The 21390-nt window shown below is 37.0% G+C and carries 15 protein-coding genes; 6 read left to right on the top strand and 9 right to left on the bottom strand.

Annotated features, from left to right (window positions below; translation table 11 throughout):
• Window positions 1-445: 445 nt before the first annotated feature.
• Window positions 446-718 (bottom strand): isoleucyl-tRNA synthetase, encoded by a 273-nt coding sequence (locus tag H7U22_RS01675; RefSeq protein WP_187069601.1) that lies wholly within the window; start codon window positions 716-718, stop codon window positions 446-448.
• A gap of 267 nt (window positions 719-985) precedes the next feature.
• Between H7U22_RS01675 and ileS the strand changes: the two genes are divergently transcribed.
• Genes ileS through H7U22_RS01655 form a run of 3 tightly spaced genes read left to right on the top strand, consistent with a single transcriptional unit; the run spans window position 986 to window position 5406 of the window.
• Window positions 986-4387 (top strand): isoleucine--tRNA ligase, encoded by a 3402-nt coding sequence (ileS, locus tag H7U22_RS01665; RefSeq protein WP_187069599.1) that lies wholly within the window; start codon window positions 986-988, stop codon window positions 4385-4387.
• Window positions 4388-4420: 33 nt separating this feature from the next.
• Window positions 4421-4804, top strand: a complete 384-nt coding sequence (locus tag H7U22_RS01660; protein ID WP_131555916.1) for a TraR/DksA family transcriptional regulator — start codon at window positions 4421-4423, stop codon at window positions 4802-4804.
• A complete protein-coding gene (locus H7U22_RS01655; protein WP_187069598.1) occupies window positions 4804-5406 on the top strand; it encodes a lipoprotein signal peptidase in 603 nt (200 codons plus the stop codon). Before H7U22_RS01660 ends, H7U22_RS01655 begins: the two co-directional genes overlap by 1 nt.
• Before the next feature lie 216 nt (window positions 5407-5622).
• Here H7U22_RS01655 and H7U22_RS01650 read toward each other — a convergent pair whose 3' ends face one another.
• The 4 genes from H7U22_RS01650 to H7U22_RS01635 form a co-directional block, all read right to left on the bottom strand.
• Window positions 5623-5982 (bottom strand): ribosomal maturation YjgA family protein, encoded by a 360-nt coding sequence (locus tag H7U22_RS01650; protein WP_187069597.1) that lies wholly within the window; start codon window positions 5980-5982, stop codon window positions 5623-5625.
• A 185-nt stretch (window positions 5983-6167) separates the two neighbouring features.
• On the bottom strand, window positions 6168-7394 hold the full coding sequence (gene odhB, locus H7U22_RS01645) for a 2-oxoglutarate dehydrogenase complex dihydrolipoyllysine-residue succinyltransferase (protein ID WP_187069596.1): 1227 nt from the start codon (window positions 7392-7394) through the stop codon (window positions 6168-6170).
• Window positions 7395-7473: 79 nt separating this feature from the next.
• Window positions 7474-10269 carry a 2-oxoglutarate dehydrogenase E1 component gene (locus H7U22_RS01640; RefSeq protein ID WP_187069595.1) on the bottom strand — a complete coding sequence of 932 codons (2796 nt, stop codon included), beginning with the start codon at window positions 10267-10269 and terminating at the stop codon, window positions 7474-7476.
• Window positions 10270-10440: 171 nt separating this feature from the next.
• Complete coding sequence (locus H7U22_RS01635) at window positions 10441-11715, bottom strand: DASH family cryptochrome (protein WP_187069594.1); 1275 nt, start codon at window positions 11713-11715, stop codon at window positions 10441-10443.
• 173 nt (window positions 11716-11888) lie between these two features.
• On the opposite strand from H7U22_RS01635, the gene H7U22_RS01630 reads away from it, so the two are divergent.
• From H7U22_RS01630 to H7U22_RS01620, 3 genes are all read left to right on the top strand, one after another.
• Window positions 11889-13505 carry a DUF4139 domain-containing protein gene (locus H7U22_RS01630; RefSeq protein ID WP_187069593.1) on the top strand — a complete coding sequence of 539 codons (1617 nt, stop codon included), beginning with the start codon at window positions 11889-11891 and terminating at the stop codon, window positions 13503-13505.
• A gap of 300 nt (window positions 13506-13805) precedes the next feature.
• A complete protein-coding gene (locus tag H7U22_RS01625; RefSeq protein WP_187069592.1) occupies window positions 13806-14717 on the top strand; it encodes a TIGR01777 family oxidoreductase in 912 nt (303 codons plus the stop codon).
• 109 nt (window positions 14718-14826) lie between these two features.
• Window positions 14827-16209, top strand: a complete 1383-nt coding sequence (locus tag H7U22_RS01620) for a cryptochrome/photolyase family protein (RefSeq protein WP_187069591.1) — start codon at window positions 14827-14829, stop codon at window positions 16207-16209.
• On the opposite strand, the gene H7U22_RS01615 is transcribed toward H7U22_RS01620, so the two are convergent.
• The 4 genes from H7U22_RS01615 to H7U22_RS01600 all read right to left on the bottom strand — a co-directional run bounded on the left by H7U22_RS01615 (window position 16199) and on the right by H7U22_RS01600 (window position 21358).
• On the bottom strand, window positions 16199-17101 hold the full coding sequence (locus tag H7U22_RS01615; protein WP_187069590.1) for an FKBP-type peptidyl-prolyl cis-trans isomerase: 903 nt from the start codon (window positions 17099-17101) through the stop codon (window positions 16199-16201). The genes H7U22_RS01620 and H7U22_RS01615 overlap by 11 nt on opposite strands.
• A 6-nt stretch (window positions 17102-17107) precedes the next feature.
• Window positions 17108-17536, bottom strand: coding sequence for an FKBP-type peptidyl-prolyl cis-trans isomerase (locus tag H7U22_RS01610; protein WP_248284647.1), 429 nt, complete (start codon window positions 17534-17536; stop codon window positions 17108-17110).
• 391 nt (window positions 17537-17927) lie between these two features.
• On the bottom strand, window positions 17928-19721 hold the full coding sequence (locus H7U22_RS01605; protein ID WP_187069588.1) for an acyl-CoA dehydrogenase family protein: 1794 nt from the start codon (window positions 19719-19721) through the stop codon (window positions 17928-17930).
• Window positions 19722-20182: 461 nt separating this feature from the next.
• On the bottom strand, window positions 20183-21358 hold the full coding sequence (locus tag H7U22_RS01600; protein ID WP_187069587.1) for an acetyl-CoA C-acyltransferase: 1176 nt from the start codon (window positions 21356-21358) through the stop codon (window positions 20183-20185).
• Between the last annotated feature and the right edge of the window lie 32 nt (window positions 21359-21390).

Below are 21390 nucleotides of genomic sequence, written 5' to 3'. Positions count from 1 at the left end.
TTCCTAGCTAAGACTTAAGTGAACTTACATGTCTTATATGGTAAAGAATTTGCGGTTACGGTTCTTAAAAATCGACCTTATAAGACATTTAAGAAAATATAAGCTGAATTTATTCCTGAAGAGTTGGAAAGATTTTCTAGCTAAGACTTAAATGAACTTACATTTCTTATATGGTAAAGAATTTGCGGTTAAAATCTTAAAAATCGACCAAATAAGACATTTAAGAAAATATAAGCTGAATTTATTCCTGCAGAATTGGGAAGATTTATCAGATAAGACTTAAATGAACTTATGGTAAAGAATTTGCGGTTACAATCTTAAAAATCGACCATAAAAGAGATTTAAGAAAATATAAGTTGAATTTATAATCCTGCAAATTTCAAGAAGATCCGCATATATGAATTTTAATAATTAGATTTTTGAAATAGTTTTTGAGCAACAGAAACTATTCGGTTGCCGGCTTTTTTTCTTCCTCATCTACTGGAACTTCAACAGTTGGATCAGTAATAATTTCTGCATTTCCATCTTCATCTTTCTTGGCAAAAAGAATTGGATACAACATCCACAATGCGCCAATAATAACCAGTGCCCCGGCCAACATTTGCAAATAGCGAGCCCAACTCACTTCGTTAGCGTCTAAAATTCTATATGCGATATAAGAAAGTATCCCTAAAACAAGAACTAAAACGGCTTTTTGTAATTTAAGTAGCTTAATCATGGAGTTTCTTTTTTAAGGTAATGATATGAAATAAAACAAAGATTAGTCCTATAAGTTCTAAAAGACCACAAAAATAAAAGCCATAAAGCACAAAATTGCGGTTGGCTGGATTAATAACGGCAACTATAGGTAATGCAACTACAGCGAAAATCATTAAGCAAAGCCCGATATTAAATAATTTCACGTTAAAAGTATTTACACCAAAACTACCAAAATTCAGTCAATTTTTTTAACTTTGCATCCTTAATTTTTTGAGGTACTTGATTGATGTATAGCGAATTTAAACAATTGGATCTTGCCAAAATAGGGCAAGAAATACTGGATTTTTGGAAAGAAGAAAACATCTTTGAAAAAAGCATTTCTTCTCGTCCGAAGTCTAATCCGTTTACTTTTTACGAAGGGCCACCCTCTGCCAATGGCATGCCGGGGATTCACCACGTAATGGCTCGTGCTATTAAAGATATTTTTTGTCGCTACAAAACAATTAAAGGTTATCAGGTTAAAAGAAAAGCGGGTTGGGATACACACGGCCTACCTGTTGAGCTTGGAACAGAAAAAGAATTAGGCATTACCAAAGAAGATATTGGCAAGACGATTTCTATTGAAGACTATAATGAAGCCTGCAAAAAAACAGTAATGCGTTACACCGATGTGTGGAACGATTTGACTGAGCAGATGGGTTATTGGGTTGATATGGACGACCCATATATTACCTACAAGTCTAAATATATGGAATCTGTTTGGTGGCTTTTAAAACAAATTTACGATAAAGGCTTAATCTACAAAGGTTACACCATTCAACCTTATTCTCCAAAAGCAGGAACGGGTTTAAGTTCTCACGAAGTGAACCAACCTGGTGCTTATCGCGATGTTACCGATACGACAATTGTTGCCCAGTTTAAAGCATTGGCTGATACTTTACCATCTTTTTTGCAGGGATTTGGCGATATTTATTTGCTGGCCTGGACGACAACACCGTGGACTTTACCATCAAACACAGCTTTAACTGTAGGCCCGAAAATCGACTATGTTTTAGTAAGAACTTTTAACCAATATACATTTCTTCCTTCGAATGTAATTTTGGCTAAAAACCTTGTAGCAAAGCAATTCAGTAAAATTTTCTTCGAAAGTAACGAAGAGGAAGATTTCACTAATTTTAAAACTGGTGATAAGAAAATACCTTTCCAAATTCTTGCAGAATGCAAAGGAACGGACTTGGTAGGAATTAAATATGAACAACTTTTAACTTACGCATTACCCTATACAAACCCAGAGAATGCTTTCAGAGTAATTTCCGGTGATTTTGTAACCACAGAAGATGGTACTGGTATTGTGCACACTGCACCAACATTCGGTGCTGATGATGCTAAAGTTGCCAAGGAAGCTGTTCCGGAAATCCCGCCAATGTTGGTAATGGATGATAATGACATCCTTGTTCCGCTTGTAGATTTGCAGGGTAGATTTACTAAGCATGTTGGTCCTTTTGCTGGCAAATATGTTAAAAATGAATACTACAATGAGGGCGAAGCACCAGAGAAATCTGTTGATGTAGAAATCGCCATCTTATTAAAAGAGGAAAATAAGGCTTTTAAAGTTGAAAAATACGTTCACAGTTACCCACACAGTTGGAGAACTGATGAGCCACTTTTATATTATCCATTAGATTCTTGGTTTATTAAAGTTACTGATGTTAAGGACAGAATGTTCGACCTTAATGAAACCATCAACTGGAAACCAAAATCTACTGGTGAGGGCCGTTTCGGAAACTGGTTAAAAAATGCCAACGACTGGAATTTATCGCGTTCGAGATATTGGGGAATTCCTTTGCCAATTTGGAGAACTGAAGATAAAAAAGAAGAAGTTCTAATCGGTTCGGTTGAAGAACTTTACAATGCCATTGAAAAATCTATTGAAGCAGGTTTCCAGAAAGAAAATCCGTTTAAAGGATTCGAAATCGGAAATATGTCTGAAGAGAACTACGATCTTATCGACTTACACAAAAATGTTGTCGATAAAATTATTTTAGTGTCACCATCGGGCAAACCAATGAGTCGCGAGAGCGATTTAATTGATGTATGGTTTGATTCGGGCTCAATGCCTTACGCACAATGGCACTACCCTTTCGAGAACAAAGAAACAATTGATAAAAACGAAGATTTCCCTGCAGATTTTATCGCTGAAGGTGTAGACCAAACTCGTGGTTGGTTTTATACTTTACATGCCATCTCGACACTTGTTTTTGATAAAGTTGCGTATAAAAATGTAGTATCCAACGGATTAGTTTTGGACAAAAACGGACAAAAAATGTCTAAACGTTTGGCCAATGCTGCTGACCCGTTCAAAACGATAAAGGAATATGGCGCTGATGCTACGCGTTGGTACATGATTTCGAATGCAAATCCTTGGGATAATTTGAAATTCGATAGTGAGGGAATTGCTGAAGTTCGCCGTAAATTCTTCGGAACGCTTTATAATACTTATGCATTTTTCGCTTTATATGCCAACATCGATAAATTCGAAATCGACAAAAATAATTTAAGCAAAGTAGAAGACAGAACGGAGTTAGACCGTTGGATTTTATCGTTATTGCAAACCTTAATTAACGAAGTTGATGAAAGTTACAACACTTACGAGCCGACAAAAGCAACTCGTGCCATTCAAGCTTTTGTTGATGAACATTTAAGCAACTGGTATATTAGATTAAGTCGTCGCCGTTTTTGGAAAGGTGAAATGACGGATGATAAACGTGCTGCTTACGAAACGCTTTACACTTGTTTGGAAACTTTAGCACAGCTGATGAGTCCTGTTGCACCTTTCTTTGCCGATTGGTTATACAGAAACTTAACCGTTAACGATCCAAAAGCCGAGCAATCGGTTCACTTAACTTTATGGAACGAGGCCGACCAAAGCTTAATCGATACTGATTTGAACGAACGGATGGTTTATGCTCAGGATATTTCATCAATGGTTTTATCATTGCGCAAAAAATCAAGCATCAATGTTCGTCAGCCTTTGGAGAAGATCTTAATCCCGTCATTGAATGGCGATTTTGAGCAAAAGATATCGAAAGTAGCTGATTACATTTTAAGTGAAACAAACGTTAAGCACATCGAGTTTATAACGGATACTCATGGAATCGTTAAGAAAAAGCTAAAACCTAATTTTAAATCACTAGGTAAAAAAGTGGGCAAAGATATGAGCTTGATTAAGGAAGCTTTAGAAAACGCTAATCAAGATGATATTCAACGCTTAGAAAACGAGGGTTTCTTAACCGTAGCTGGAAGCAATGATGTAGAATTTACCATCGATTTAAATAGCGATGTTGAAGTTTTTGCTGAAGATATTCCAGGATGGCAAGTAACCAATCTCGGTAGTTTAACTGTTGCTTTGGATGTTACTATTTCCGATGAATTGAAACAAGAGGGAATCTCTCGTGAATTGGTTAACCGGATCCAAAATTTGCGTAAAGAATTAAACTTTGAAGTAACCGATAGGATAAAAGTTAGGTTACAAAATGATAACTTAGTAGCTAATGCAGTTGCTAAAAACAAAGCTTACATTTGCGCCGAAATACTTGCAGATGAATTTGAATTAACGGATGAAATAGATAACGCAAACAAAATCATAATAGATGATGTTGAATTAAACATTTCAGTAAATAAAATATAAAGAAATCCATAAATTAGAAAATTAGATACGAACATGGAAAACAGCAACAAAACACGCTACTCAGACAGTGAACTACAAGAATTTAAAGAATTAATTCAAGATAAATTGCGCAGTTCTAAAGAAGAACTTAACTCGTTAACAACTTCTTTAAGCAACCCAAATGCAAACGGAACAGAAGATACTTCAGGTGCTTACAAAACGTTAGAAGACGGTTCTGCAACAATGGAAAAAGAGCAAATCAATCAATTAGCTGCTCGTCAGAAAAAATTTATTGATAATCTTGAAAACGCATTAGTGCGAATCGAAAACAAAACCTACGGAGTTTGTCGCGAAACTGGCAAACTAATTCCTAAAGAACGTTTACGTGCAGTGCCTCATGCAACCTTAAGCATGGAAGCTAAATTAAAGCAGAGTTAATGAAAGGCTATACAAAACCTTTAATTCTAATCTTTTTGGTTTTACTAGCCGATCAGCTGGTTAAAACTTGGGTTAAAACTCACATGTATCTTGGTCAGGAGTTTAACATTATTGGCAAATGGTTTATTATCCATTTTACTGAAAATAATGGGATGGCTTTTGGGATGGAATTTGGTGGTGAGTTTGGCAAATTGGCTTTATCATTATTCCGAATCGCAGCGGTTGCGGGTATTGGTTATGGCTTACATTATTTAATCAAGAATAAATATCATCGTGGGCTAATCTTAAATGTTGCACTTATTTTTTCTGGCGCATTAGGAAACATAATTGATTCTGTATTTTACGGAAAGATTTATGGTTACGAAAGCTGGTTTCACGGTCGCGTGGTAGATATGTTCTACTTCCCGATTGCTGAGGGACACTTCCCTACCTGGATTCCGATTTGGGGTGGTGATGAATTTGTATTCTTCAGACCCGTTTTTAATCTTGCAGATGCTGCGATTTCAGTTGGTGTGATCCTAATTCTAATCTTCCAGAAGAATTACTTTAAGGAAGATGTAAAAGATGATGTTAATATTAATAGTGAGATTGTAGAAGATTAGGAGAATTACGATTATAGACCCGATAGCTATCGGGTTACAAATTACGATTAGAATCCTAATCGCATCTATACTAAGTTTAACTTTGTCAACTTTAATAAGCAGTAGCAGAGAAAATTGACAAAGTTTTACAAGCCCATTTCTTAATTGAGATGGGCTTTTTTATTTTTAAGGCGGTCGTCATTGCTGACGAATTGGATAAGCTAAGTGCCAAAATCCTCAATCCTTAAACAGCAAACAAATTAAGTATCCAACAAAATAAGCCAATAAATCATAAACACTAAAATAAGTACCAAGAACAATACTCCAGAATTTGTTATCCTGCAACCCCAACCAATTTACATAATGAACAGCTTGTAAAGCTTCAATTAAGAAAGAGAAAACCAATACCCCCAAAGCAAGCTTCTTGTTATTCGTCTTTAAGAATATTCTTATAAAAGCATAAATCAAAACCACTACTAAAACATCACCACCAAAAGGCCGAATGTAGGCGTCGTGTAGGTACTTTGCAATTAAGATTTCGGTAATAAGAATTGCCAAAAAGATTAAGAGAAATTTTAAGTTGAACGTTAATTTCATCTTCAAATATATCAAATGAAATACTGTCATTTCGAGCGAAGCCGAGAAATCTTTGAACCATTAAACAAATATTTCTCAATGCGCTTTGTTAGTAGAAATGATGAGTCATAAATTATAGCAAAAAAAAGCCTCAACCAGAATGGTCGAGGCTTTGAATACTTTAGTTCGATTTATCGAATTTGGTCTTAAATGCCCAATAATAATCTAGCTGGGTCTTCTAATAATTGTTTAACGCGTACCAAGAAACCAACAGACTCACGTCCATCAATAATTCTGTGGTCGTAAGATAAAGCAACATACATCATCGGACGAATAACTACCTCACCTTTTTCAGCAACAGGACGCTCAACAATATTGTGCATTCCTAAAATAGCCGATTGTGGCGCATTGATAATCGGTGTCGACATCATTGAACCAAATACACCACCATTGGTAATGGTGAATGTTCCACCTGTCATTTCTTCGATAGTTAACTTGCTATCGCGAGCTTTTAAAGCCAACTCCAGAACAGACTTTTCAATTTGAGCTAAAGTCATGCTTTCTGCATTGCGAATAACAGGAACCACTAAACCTTTCGGTGCAGAAACTGCAATAGAAATATCAGCGAAGTTATTGTAAACCAATTCTTCACCTTCAATACGGCCGTTAACAGCAGGAAAATCTTTTAAAGCTTCGGTTACAGCTTTAGTAAAAAAGCTCATGAAACCCAAACCAACGCCATATTTTTCTTTGAATTGGTCTTTATATTTTCCGCGTAAATCCATAATCGGTTTCATGTTAACTTCGTTAAAAGTGGTTAACATTGCGGTTTCATTTTTAACGGCAACCAAACGTTTTGCAACCGTTCTGCGCAAAGGAGACATTTTCTCACGACGTTCAGTACGGCTTCCTGCTGGTGCAGGCGTTGCAACGGGAGCACTTGCTTTAGGTGCTTCTGGTTTTTTACCAGCTTCCGCTTTTACAGCATCATCTTTAGTAATACGACCATCAACACCTGTGCCTTTTACGGCAGCGGTATCTATTCCTTTTTCAGCAAGAATTTTGCCGGCAGCAGGAGATGGAGTTCCTGTAGCATAACTATCGCCAGATTTCTCTGCAACAGGAGCAGAAGTTTTATCTTCAGCAACAACTGCTTTTTCTTCAGCTTTAGGCGCATCAGCTTTTGCAGGAGCAGCGCCACCATCTTCAATTTTACAAACTACTGCGCCAATTGGTAGAGTATCACCCTCGGCCGCTATGGTTCTTAAAGTTCCTGCCTGTTCTGCAGTTAATTCGAAAGTAGCTTTGTCTGATTCTAACTCAGCAATAACCTCATCCATTTCAACAACATCGCCATCTTTCTTTAACCATTGTGATAAAACAACTTCCGTTATCGACTCACCAACTGGTGGAACTTTTATCTCTAAACTCATAATGTAATATATATCTTATTATCTTTTAACGATCAAATTTCAATTAACAATTATCAAACCTGCGTGTAATGCGAGGTACCTAATCTATTTGAACCAACTTTTTTGTTGCTTTTTTAGCAATCTCTTTTACCTCTTCAGTTACCGGAACTTCCAACGCTTTTGCCAAAATATAAGCTTGTTGATTAGCATGTTGTTTTGCAAAACCTGTTGCTGTACTGCTACTTTCTCTTCTCGAAATCACATCAATACCTTTCAATGCAGTTTTGTATAATTTACGGAACAAATATGGCCATGCGCCCATGTTCTCTGGCTCTTCCTGTACCCAGAAAATATCTTTTGCGTTTTTATATTTTATCTTAATGGCCTCCATTTGGTCAACAGGGGTTGGATATAATTGCTCCACACGTACAATAGCTACGTGTTTCAATTTATCTGCCTGCTGTTTCTCCAACAATTCATAGTAAATTTTACCGCTACAGAAAACAACTCTTGTTACATCTGCAACTTTTACATTTACATCATCAATTACTTCTTTGAAACCGCCATCTGTAAATTCTTCTAATTTTGAAACACAAGCCGGGTGACGCAATAAGCTTTTCGGTGTAAACACAATTAAAGGCTTACGGAAATCGCGTTTAAACTGGCGACGTAAAACATGGAAGAAGTTTGCTGGCGTTGTACAGTTTGTAACTTGCATGTTGTAATCTGCACAAAGCTCCATAAAGCGCTCAATACGTGCCGATGAATGCTCTGGACCTTGACCTTCGTAACCGTGAGGCAATAACATGACCAATCCATTTTCACGTTGCCATTTTGTTTCAGCACTCGCAATATATTGGTCGACAACAATTTGCGCTCCGTTAAAGAAATCTCCAAATTGTGCTTCCCAAATGGTTAAAGCATTCGGGTTGGCCATTGCATAACCATATTCGAAACCTAAAACACCATATTCTGATAAGTGCGAATTGTAAATATCAAACGGCGCTTGTTGGTCTGAAATGTTTGCCAATGGCACATATTCTTCCTCGCTATCTTCTAAAGTTAATACCGCATGGCGATGAGAAAAAGTTCCTCGTTCTACATCCTGACCACTTAAACGAACACGTTTGCCTTCTGATAACAAAGTACCGTAAGCCAATTGCTCGCCCATTGCCCAATCGAAAACGTTGGTTTCGTTAACCATTTTGGTGCGTTCGCCAAATAATTTTTCAATTTTTTTGAAAAACTTTCTATCTGCTGGTAAAGTAGTAATGCGTTTACCAATCTCTAATAAAGTAGATTTTTTAACTGCCGTAACCGGAGAAGTTTCAAAATCTTTTGGAGTTGCCATCCGTAAATCTGCCCAAGCACCACCAAATTTAACTTCGGTATTTCCAGCTACATATTCTTTGGCTTCATTTAAGCGCTCTTGCAAAATTCCACGGAAATCTTTTTCCATTTCTTTTGCCAATCCAGCTTCCAATTTACCTTCCTTGGTTAATTGCTCGATATATAATTCCCTTGGATTAGGGTGTTTTTCGATTGTTTTGTATAATAAAGGCTGAGTAAATTTAGGCTCATCCGCTTCATTATGCCCGAAACGACGGTAGCACAAAATATCAATGAAAACATCGTTTTTATATTTCTGGCGATATTCCATTGCCAGATTAATTGCATAAACCAAAGCTTCAGGGTCATCACCATTTACATGGAAAACTGGTGATAAAGTTACCTTTGCAATATCTGTACAGTAAGTACTGGTACGGGCATCTTTGTAATTGGTCGTAAAACCGATTTGGTTATTAATCACTAAGTGGATTGTTCCACCAGTTTTATAACCTTCAAGTCCTGCCATCTGAATGACTTCATAAACAATACCTTGTCCTGCAACTGATGCATCACCATGAATCAAAATCGGCGCTAAACGAGAGTTATCGCCACCATATTTGAAATCGATTTTCGAACGGCTCATGCCTTCAACCACACCATCAACGGTTTCTAAATGCGATGGATTTGGACATAAACTTAAGTGAACGCTTTTACCTGCAACAGTTGTTACATCGGTAGAATAACCTAAGTGATATTTTACATCACCACCAAATGGTGTATCAGGATTATAGCTTTTACCTTCAAATTCGGCAAAAATATCTTTGTAAGTTTTTTGCATGATGTTCGCCAACACGTTCAAACGACCGCGATGCGCCATACCGATTACAAATTCCTCAATTCCTAATTCAGCACCTTTTTCGATAACCGAATCCAATGCCGGGATTAAAGCTTCTGCGCCTTCTAATGAGAAACGCTTCTGTCCTAAAAATTTTGTTCCCAAGAAATTTTCGAAACTTACGGCCTCGTTTAATTTCCTAAGAATCCGCTTTTTCTCATCGATAGAGAAGTTAGGCGTATTACGTGCACTTTCCATTTTCTGCTGAATCCAGTTCAACACTTCTGGTGTACGTAAAAATTTATATTCTGCACCGATAGAGTGTGCGTAGGTTTGTTTTAAAAAGGCAACAATATCTTTCAGCTTTGCTGCACCGATACCAATTTCTACACCAGAGTTAAAAACGGTTTCCAAATCTGCATCAGATAAACCAAAGTTGGCTAAATCTAAAGTTGGTAAATGCTTGCGTCTTTCGCGAACAGGATTGGTATGTGTAAACAAGTGACCACGAGTACGATACCCATCAATCAAGTTTAAAACACTAACCTCTTTTAAAAATTGTTCTGGAGTTTCTGCAGTTACCGTTGGAGCTTCAGATTCTCTTCCAAAATCAAAACCCTCAAAAAATTTCTGCCAACCAAACTCAACCGACTCGGGGTCTTGCTGATAAGATTGATATAAAGACTCTATATATTCGGCGTTTGCGCCATTAAGATAAGATAAACTACCCATTATTAACTGTTTACTATAAGCATTACAAAATTAGAATTTTACCTTATATAAATGGAAAAAATCTCGATTAAAATATCACTCTGGATTTGTAGGATTTTAGGGTTAACAAAATCAGTGAGCTTAGCCTGATCGTTAACAAAAAAGTCACCAATTAGCCACTCAACAATTTCTTTAAGAAGCCCAGGTTAAGGCGTAATTCCCTTTCGGATCGAGGTTTTTGATATATTTATCCAAATCAAATACACTTTTTGTTTTCTGGTCGTTACCAACTCCGGCCATATTTGCCCAATTGCCCCAATTGCTTGCCGGATTATAATCAATTAACTTCTCTTCAAAATAAGCAGCACCAAAAATCCAACTAACTTCTAAATTATTTATTAGGTATAAGGCAGCGGTTTGGCGAGCAATGTTAGAAATATATCCGGTCTGATTTAACTCGGTCATCACCGCATCCACTACCGCAAAGCCAGTTTGAGCATTCTTCCACTTATTAAAATTATCCTTTTCGTTCTCAATGTCCACAGGTCCTTGGCTTCCAAATCCATCTGGATTGAAAAAAGTATTGCCATATTTTTTAAACATGAATCGGAAATAATCTCTCCAAAGTAAGCCCAACAAAATATGGTTAAACATGGCCTTAGTGTTTGGCGTAGTTTCCATTTTTTTAATTTCCCAATAAACTTTTCTGGGCGATAAACAACCCATGGCTAACCAAGCAGAAAGTTTAGAAGCAAGAATTAGGTTTTTAGTCGTTGCGGCCTGCTGCATGGCCAGTATAACTTTGTGCAGATGTGCGATTCCAGAGGCTTCCCCACCCACAAATTCAAAATCAGAACGCTGATCTTTAAGCTGGGGAACAAGACTGAAATCATTAAGGGTAGATAAAGTTCCCCAATCAATAACTTCGGCTACGTTAATTCGATCAGGTGCTAAAAAGCAGGGCTTGATAATCGAATCGCGTTCAATTTTCTTTTTAAATTGATTAAAAGCATCAGGAATATCTTTTATCGGAAACGGCAAATCCTCCTTATTGTATAAAGTATGACCAATAAAATGTTTTAAATTGACGCGAAGTTTCCACAAGGCATTTTCGAGCAATGTAGAAACGTGGGTCTCTTCTCTGGCCACTTCACGATGATGGTAAACTTCTGTAATTTCGTATTCCTGAACCAGTTGTGGAATAATTTCTTCTGGATGCCCTTCTGCAATTAATAAGTTACCACCAATTTGCTTTAAAGAACTTCTCAGCGATGCCACACTTTCCAAGATGAACTGCCCTCGAATATTTCCTGTTTTTAAAGTATCGTATTTCGTTTCTCCGAAAAGACGTGGGTCAAGAATGTAAACGGGTAAAATTGAATCGGATTTAGCAATTGCTTCCACAAGCATTTCGTTGTCGTGCAAGCGAAGATCATTTCTAAACCAGACTAGAATTTTTTTGGACATTTTTTATCGAAAAAGGGTATTAAGAACGCTATACAAAAATATCTTATTTTTCTCTTGTAGCAAAAACATGAGGAATTCTTTACAAATACTCAACAAAAGCAAATTTAGTTATGGAATATCCCAAATCCGTACATCTTCCATTCAAATTTAACTACACATTATAAGAAAAAAACATGAAACAGCTTCTAACTATTTTACTATTCCCTATAAGTTTATTTGCGCAACAACAAGTTAAAACAAAAGCGACATTAGAAAGTGTAACGGTTTATAATAATGGGGCACAACTTACCCACATTGGGAAAGTTAATCTTCCGGCGGGAACATCCGAAGTTGTAATTAATAATATTTCCGGTCGCGTAAACGAGAATTCAATTCAGGTCGGCGTATCCAGCGGCGTAACCATATTATCTGTTCAGTTTAATAAAGATTTTCTAAATACCGATGTAGCCAATCCTGAAATTAAAAAACTAGGCGACAGTGTTAAAATTATTTCTAACGAACTGATTAAAACAAGAAATGCAAAAACTATTGAAGAGCAGACTTTGGTTTTACTGGATGAAAATAGAAAATCTGGGGGTACAAATTCTGGAACGAATGTAGCCGAACTCATTAAACTTGCGGATTATTATCGTACTAAAAATGCTGAAGTGAGAAACACCATTGCTATACTAACCATAACCGAAGACAAACAGAACCAAAAATTAACCGCTTTACAACAACAGATAGCAGAGTTAAGAAATAACCCAAATCAACAATTAGGGCAATTGGTTCTGCAATTAATGGCCAAAGAAAATATCGACGCCAATTATAATGTATCTTATGTTACGCCAAGTGCAAATTGGGTTGCCAGTTACGATATTAAAGCCATGAATATTTCAAATCCTTTAGGTGTGGTTTATAAAGCCGCGATCACTCAAAACACAGGTTTAGATTGGAAAAAAGTAAAACTTGCACTCTCAACCGGAAACCCAAATTATAATATTACTGCGCCAGTTTTAAATCCCTGGTTTGTATCAACTTATCAGCAACAACAACTTCGCATTAGAGGTTTGTCCTCTCCAATTGCAGACCAAAACAACAACCTTAATGAAGTAGTTGTGGTGAGCTATGCAAAAGCTAAAAGAGAAAACCTTACTGGATCAGTTTCTACAGTAAATAATTATACATCAGTTAACGAATCACAGCTCGGTGTAACTTTTAACATCGATATTCCTTATGATGTAAATAGCGACAATAAACCCCATACCGTAGCTTTTAAAGAGTATGAAGTGCCTGCGAAATACAAATATTATGCTGCTCCAAAACTAAGTACTGATGCGTATTTATTAGCAGATGTTACAGACTGGGAAAAATTAAATCTTCAGGCTGGGAATGCAAATATCATTTTTGAAGGCACTTACACAGGCAAATCATATATCGATCCTGCAAATATTTTAGACACCTTGAGTTTGAGTATGGGTAAGGACAAAAAAATCATCATCACCAAAGAGAAACAACAAGATTTTAGCAACACCAAATTTGTTGGAACCAATAAAAAACAAGTATTTACTTATTTGATCAAGATTAGAAATACGAAAAAAGAAAGCATTGATTTATCCTTGAAAGATCAGTATCCATTATCTACAGAAAGCGATATTGAAATAGAATTATTGGAAAATAGCGGTGCAGAAGTTAACAAGGAAAATGGAATGCTTTCATGGCAATTGAAGATTGCTCCAAACGAAACCAAAACAATTAAGCTAAGTTATTCGGTTAAAGCACCGAAAAGTAGAATTATTGCTGGGCTTTAATGCTGTTGTTTAAAGATACGCAAAATTCAAAATGAGTTTTAGATAAAGTATTTGGAAATGAGCGGTACTGAACTTTTGGCGGTATTCAGTCCCGCTCACGCTTCTGCCCCAATGAAAAATTGAGGGCATTTCGCTTCGATCAGGTTTATAAACAAGGAAAACAAGCATTTGGCAGATGGAAGAAACGGCATTTTTAGTGCATTTCATCACAACGTTATGATCATTTCAGTACAAAAAAGGAAATTAACCTTATTGTAAGCAGTCACAAAAACCCTTTCGTATCTTTGGTGTTTTAAAACCATGGCAAAAAAGATTCTGATTACAGGAGCGACTGGACTTGTTGGCACTGAGCTTAAAAAGCATTTACTCAACAAAGGCTATGCGGTAAATACACTTTCTAGAAAAAAGAGTAACGATCCAAATAACTTTGTTTGGGATGTTTATAAGGGAACAATAGATGCCAACTGCCTAAATGGGGTAGATTCGATTATCCATTTGGCTGGCGAGCCGGTAGCAGATAAAAAATGGACTGAAGAGCGTAAAAAACAGATTATTGATAGTCGAGTAAAATCGACCGAACTCCTTTTTAAAACCATTAAATCAAAATCAGATCATCAAATTAAATCTTTTATATCTGCTTCTGCGGTTGGATTTTATGGGGATTGTGGCGATGAAATTTTAAAAGAGGAAAGCCCTAACGGATATGGTTTTTTAGCCGAATGTTGCAAACTTTGGGAAGATGCTGTTGATGAAGGCAAAAAATTGAGTCTTCGAATTGTTAAGCTTCGTACAGGAATTGTTTTGAGTAAAGCCGGTGGCGCACTTCCTCAGCTGGATTTACCTGTGCGCTTGTTTGTCGGTTCTGCAATTGGAACCGGAAAACAGTGGACGCCATGGCTGCATCTAGATGATATGGTAGAAATGTATATTTATGCTTTAGAAAACATAAATACACAAGGCAGTTATAACGCCAGTGCCCCATTTCCAATAACTAATATTGCTTTAACCAAAGCTATTGCAAAGCAGTTGCATCGACCTTTTTGGCCAATAAAAGTGCCTAAATTTGCATTATCAATTTTATTGGGAGATAGAACCGAGGCCGTATTAATGAGCAACAATACTTCGGCTCAAAAACTTTTAGATGCGGGTTTTAAATTCAAATTTACCCAGTTAGAAGATGCGCTGAAAGATCTTTACCCCCCAGCCCCCTAAAGGGGGTGTTAAAAGCGATAAGCTAAATCCCCCCTAACTTCCGAAGGGAGAATTAAATGCAAGGTGGAAATAGCAAAAGCAAATAATAAATTAACGTTAAAACTTATTTATGCAGGATAAAAGTAACAATGGAAATTCAAGTTCCGCTTTAAAGGCGGAGGAGCTGAACGATAGAACGGAAAAGTCCCCTTTAGGGGGTTTGGGGGTTTTCTGGTTTCGCCGCGATTTGCGTTTAACGGATAATGCTGGTTTCTACCATGCTTTAAAAGGCGAAAACCCAGTGCTTCCTCTTTTCATTTTTGATAAAAATATATTAGATAAACTACCAAAAGATGATGCTCGAGTAACTTTCATTTATCAAACCATTGAGGATTTGAAAGAAGAACTTCGTAAACATGGCTCGGATTTATTAGTAAAATATGGGGAACCTGAAAAAATCTGGCCAGAGATTTTAAAGGATTACGAAGTTAAAGAAGTTTACACCAACCATGATTATGAACCATATGCCCGAGAACGTGATGATAGCATGTCTGAATTTTTAACCAGTGAAAAAATTGCTTTCAAAACGTTTAAAGATCAAGTTATTTTTGAAAAAGGCGAAATTTTAAAAGCCGATAAAACGCCTTACACAGTTTTTACGCCTTTCTATAAACAATGGCATGCCAAGCTTAACGATTTTTATGTAAAACCTTATCCAACAAAAAAATACTTTAAAAATCTTTACGAAACTAAACATCTTAGCCTTCCGTCGTTAAAAGAAATGGGCTTTGAAAAAAGCAGTTTAGATTTTCCAAAAATCAGCTATAAAAATAAATTGGATAGCTATTTCAAAGAGCGAGATTATCCAGCTTTGGATGGAACTACACATATTGGCCTTCATTTACGATTCGGGACTTTAAGCATCCGCAAAGCGGTAAAAGATGCAATTGATGCAAAATCTAATGTTTGGCTTTCTGAGCTTGCCTGGAGAGAATTTTACATGACCATTTTATGGCACTTTCCTTATTCGGCTTATGATTCTTTTAAAAAGCAATATGACAAAATTAAATGGCGCAATAACGAAGAAGAATTTAAAGCATGGTGTACCGGAAATACTGGCTACCCAATTGTAGACGCCGGAATGAGGCAACTCAACGAAACCGGATGGATGCATAATCGGGTAAGGATGGTTGTTGGGAGTTTTTTAACAAAACACCTCTTAGTTGATTGGCGTTGGGGCGAAACTTACTTTGCCGAAAAACTTTTAGATTATGAAATGGCCAGCAATGTTGGGGGTTGGCAATGGGCAGCAGGATCAGGAAACGACGCTGCGCCTTATTTTAGGGTTTTTAATCCTGAGCTCCAAACTAAAAAGTTCGATCCGAAATTTGAATATATAAAGAAGTGGGTTCCAGAGTTTGGCACAAAAAAATATGCCCAACCAATTGTTGAGCATACATTTGCAAGGGAAAGAGTTTTGAAAGCTTTTAAAGAAGCTTTGTCTAATTCGTAGCACTTACGATTTCAATATCGAAATCTAATGTTGTATTTGCTGGAATAACAACTAAACCAGTTGATGAATCTGAGCTTCCTGCCGGACCATAAGCTAAAACAGAAGGAATGAAAAGCCTAACTTTTGCACCTGGAGCAAAGTTTTTCAAAATACCCCAACCTTTAATAACATTGTTTAATGTTGTAGAAAAAGTCCCATCTGTAGAAGAATCGAATGAAGTTCCACTTAAAAATCTACCAGTATATTTTATTACTAAAGTAGTTTGATCGTTGATAACAGTTCCTGGTGTTCCAGCACTTGTAACCACATAATAAATTCCAGTAGCAGGATCTTTAGTTGCCGTAATTTTATTAGCTGTTAAATAGGTTTGGATATAATAATCATCCAATTGCCATTGCTTTCTAAAGGTAAGCGTATTGATGTAAGTATCTAAAATAGCATTTGAAGGCACATTTAATGCTGCATAACCATTTTTACCATAAGCTAAATGTGACGGTACTAGAATACGAACTTTAGCACCGTACTTTAATCCATTTAATGCTTTACCCCAAGTACCATTAAAAGTATTGCTCATGTAACCATAATAAGTTCCACTTACCGCATAAGTTGAAGTAGAATTATAAACCGTTGCATCAGTAATTGATTTTTCTTGGTAGCTAAAGAAAACTGAATCCTTATTTGCGAAAACATCGCCACTTCCACCATCAATAATTTGATAGTAAGATCCAGCGCCATCTGGTTTCATTACCGAACCAAGATTATTTGCTTTAATATAAGCTTGAATAGTAGCCTCATCAACGCTTTCAATAGTTTCATATTCTTTTTTACAAGAGCTGAAAATTGTTGTAGCCAATAAAAGGGCAGCCAGACTTATTTTAGTAAAATTATTCATTATATTTTATTGTGCGTTTATTAACTGTATATTAAAATCTAACACCGAATTGGCTGGAACAGGACCAACATCTCTACTTCCATATCCTAAAGCTGGAGGAATAATTAATCTAATTTCCCCGCCTTTTTGAATTTTTGGAATTCCTATAACCCAACCTTTTATTAAACCTCCGAGTAGAAAAGTATTTTCCTTACCACCACCATTATCAATAACGGTTCCATCTAGCAATTTACCTTCATATTTTATGGTGATGTTGGTGTTGGAATTGATCACGGTTGTTCCAGAACCTGGTTTAATAATTTGATAATATAAACCTGATGGATCTTTCACAGCATTAATGTTATTCTGCTGGATGTACTTTGTAATCTGCGTTTCAGCATCTTCTTCCTTTTTACAAGAAGATAACGCAACAACAAATAAAAGAATTATTGACAAATATTTTAACTTAACCATTATCCGCAAAAATAAGCTTTTAATACGGATGCCACAATTTTTAACCAAATTTAACATTAGAGGTGAAAGTTGTGGGTTAAAAGTTATAACCTGAGTTCGATAATTAAAATTCCTTTTAGAATAGCTGTGCGCATTTTAAAAGAACGGTCGTGATTGCAAAGCTGAACTTAGTGCGAGCTGAAGCTATCTATCTCGCTAATGAGATTGTTTCTTAACTCGCAATGAAGTACACGGTTCTTAGACCTCGGTTTTAATGAAATATTAACCGAACTCCTTTGTAATAAGTAAAGTTCGTTAAGCAAAAAAAAGGTTTAAAATTTGAGTTAAGCTCCCAAACTTTAAACCTTTAACATTCAATTTTTAACCCTCTATTTTAAAAAATATATTTATTCGCTTCTATTAATTGTTGCGCAACTCTTTGGCGAGCATCTTTAACATTAAATGGTTCCATTTTTGTAAAACGACGTAATCCAACCAACATCATGCGTTGTTCATCACCTTCAGCAAATGCCCAAAGCGCTTCCTTACCTGCCTTTGCAATTCCATCTACGGCTTCAACCAAGTAAATTCTTAACAAATCTAACTGACCAGCAGAAGCCTCTTCTCCACGCATACTCACTAATTTTTCTGTTCTAAGCAAAGCTGATTCAACTACATAAACGTAACCTGCCATATCTGCAATGTTCATTAAAATTTCCTGCTCTTTACTTAAGGTCATCATTAGTTTCTGAACCGCAGCACCTGCAACCATTAGTGTTGCTTTCTTTAAGTTGGCTAAAACTTTTTTCTCCGCAGCAAATAAAGTGGTGTCTTCTTCGCCGAAATCTGGAATACTCATTAATTCAGCTGCTACTGCAGTAGCTGGCCCCATCAAATCCAATTCGCCTTTCATTGCACGTTTCAACATCATATCAACCGTTAGCAAACGATTAATCTCATTCGTTCCTTCGAAAATCCGATTAATACGGGCATCGCGATAAGCTCTATCCATTGGCGCATCGGCACTGAAACCCATTCCACCATAAATTTGAACGCCTTCATCTACCGTATAATCCAACGCTTCTGATCCCCAAACTTTTAGAATCGCACATTCAACAGCAAATTGCTCAACAGATTTTAATCTCGCCTTTCCAGACTCCATTCCACCTGCAACCAATTGATCATAAGTATCATCAATATTTTGTCCGGCACGATAATTTGCTGCATCCACCGCATAAAGCTTAGAAGCAATTTCTGCAATTTTGAAACGGATGGCGCCATATTTAGAAATTGGGCGACCAAATTGAATTCTTTCGTTTGAATAATTAATAGCCGTGCTTAAAGTTGCCTTTGAAGCGCCGATTGCTGCAGCCGATAATTTAATACGACCAATATTTAAAATGTTTACTGCGATTTTGAAACCATTTTCTCTATCGCTCAACATATTTTCAACCGGAACTTCGCAATCATTAAAGAAAACCTGACGGGTTGAAGATCCTTTGATTCCCATTTTATGCTCTTCAGGATTCATTGTGATGCCACCGAAATCTTTCTCAACAATAAAAGCAGTTAGGTTTTTATCGTCATCTATTTTCGCGAAAACGATAAAAATATCTGCGAAACCACCATTGGTAATCCACATTTTTTGTCCGGTGATGATATAATGTTTTCCATCAGCACTTAAAACAGCTTTAGTTTTACCAGAGTTTGCATCAGAGCCTGAGTTTGGCTCAGTTAAACAATAAGCTGCCTTCCATTCACCAGAACCTAATTTTGGAATATACTTCGCTTTTTGTTCTTCGTTACCATAATAAAGGATTGGTAAAGTACCAATTCCTGTATGAGCCGAAAGCGCAACTGCAAAAGAGTGACCAGCGCCAACAACATCGGCAACCAGCATGGAAGTGTTAAAGTTTTTACCAAAACCTCCATATTCTTCAGGTACTGAAACCCCAAGAATACCAAGTTCGCCTGCTTTGGTTAAAAGCGTTGGCATTAATTCTGGATCTTCCTGTTTGTCAATTTTATCTAAATTCGGATAAACTTCCGATGCCAAAAAATCGCGACAAGTTTGTGCAATCATTTGTTGCTCTTCATCAAATTCCTCAGGAATAAATACATCCTGGTAAGTGGTTTCTTTAATTAAGAATTCACCGCCTTTAATTGTTTTTTTTTCAGTTGTTTCCATTTTTATGAAATTTGAGAAATGAGATTTGAGACCTGCTCAAATTCAAATCATAATAATTTTATTTTACATCCTAATTCGCCACTTCGTCATGCTGCATTAATACCCTGAAACAAGTTCAGGGTGACGACCGTTCTTTACATTTGCCTAACACGGTCGTCATTGCGAGGTACGAAGCAATCTCAATTCGTGAGTGAGATTGCTTCGTGCCTCGCAATGACGGTGCGCTTGAAATAATCGCCTAATTTTTATTTCACATTCTACCTTACCAATTCGTCATGCTGAATTTATTTTAGCATCTTTTATCCTAAGCCACCATGCAATTAAGACTCTGAATTAAATTCAAGCTGACGACCGTTCTTTGCATTTGCTTAACACGGTCGTCATTGCGAGGTACGAAGCAATCTAATTCGCGAGTGAGATTGCTTCGTGCCTCGCAATGACGGGGCGCCTGAGCTATCCGCTTAGAAAAGCTCAAAAATCCCTGCAGCGCCTTGCCCGGTTCCCACACACATGGTAACCATTCCGTATTTTTTGTTTTGTCTTTTAAGCTCGTTCATCATCTGAACAGTTAATTTTGCGCCAGTACAACCAAGTGGATGGCCCAATGCAATGGCTCCACCGTTTACATTGATGATCTCTGGATTCAAATCTAAAGTTCTGATTACTGCTAAAGATTGTGATGCGAAAGCTTCGTTCAATTCTATTAAATCGATATCGTTTTGTTTCAATCCTGCCTGCTTTAGTGCTTTCGGAATCGCCTCAATCGGGCCAATGCCCATAATTCTTGGCGGAACACCTGCAACCCCATAACTCACTAATCTGGCGATTGGCTCTGCATTTAGTTCTTTCATTTTCTTTTCAGAAACCACCAAAACAAAGGCTGCACCGTCAGATGTTTGTGATGAATTACCAGCAGTTACGCTTCCAACAGCATCGAAAACAGGTTTTAATTTTGCCAGTTTCTCTAACGTCGTATCGGCACGAGGCCCTTCATCCGTATCCACTATATAAGAACGTGTTTTCTTTTTCAAGTTCTCATCCAAATAGTTTTCGTTTACCGTAATCGGCAAAACTCCATCTTTTAAATGACCGTTTTTAATGGCATGAATCGCTTTCTCATGAGATTTTAAAGAAAATGCATCTTGGTCTTCTCGGCTAACATTATATTCTTTAGCTACAGCTTCGGCGGTTAAACCCATTCCCCAATACCAATCCGGATTGTTTTTTGCAACCTCAGCATTTGGAACCAATTTCCATCCGCCGAAAGGCATTCCGCTCATTACTTCTACCCCACCGGCGATGATGCAATCGGCCATTCCTGCTTTAATTTTCGCAACTGCAGTGGCAATAGTATCTAAACCCGATGCGCAATAACGGTTCACCGTAACCCCTGGAACTTTATCAGTATCCAAACCCATTAGCGAAATCATTCGGCCAATATTTAAGCCCTGTTCCGCCTCTGGCGTAGCGTTACCCACAATTACATCGTCAATTTGTTCATTATCTAAATTTGGAACCGACGCCACCAAAGCTCTAATCACTTCTGCGGCTAAATCATCAGCTCTTGTAAAACGGAATACGCCACGGGGCGCTTTGCCCACTGCTGTACGATATCCGGCTATAATGTATGCTTCCATTTTATTTAGTATTTCTTATGGCGATAGCCAAT

Origin of the sequence: Pedobacter fastidiosus (assembly GCF_014306625.1) — a bacterium.
GTDB classification, from domain to species: domain Bacteria; phylum Bacteroidota; class Bacteroidia; order Sphingobacteriales; family Sphingobacteriaceae; genus Pedobacter; species Pedobacter fastidiosus.
Note: the sequence above shows the minus strand (reverse complement) of the source record. Positions and strands in the feature narration are given on the sequence as shown.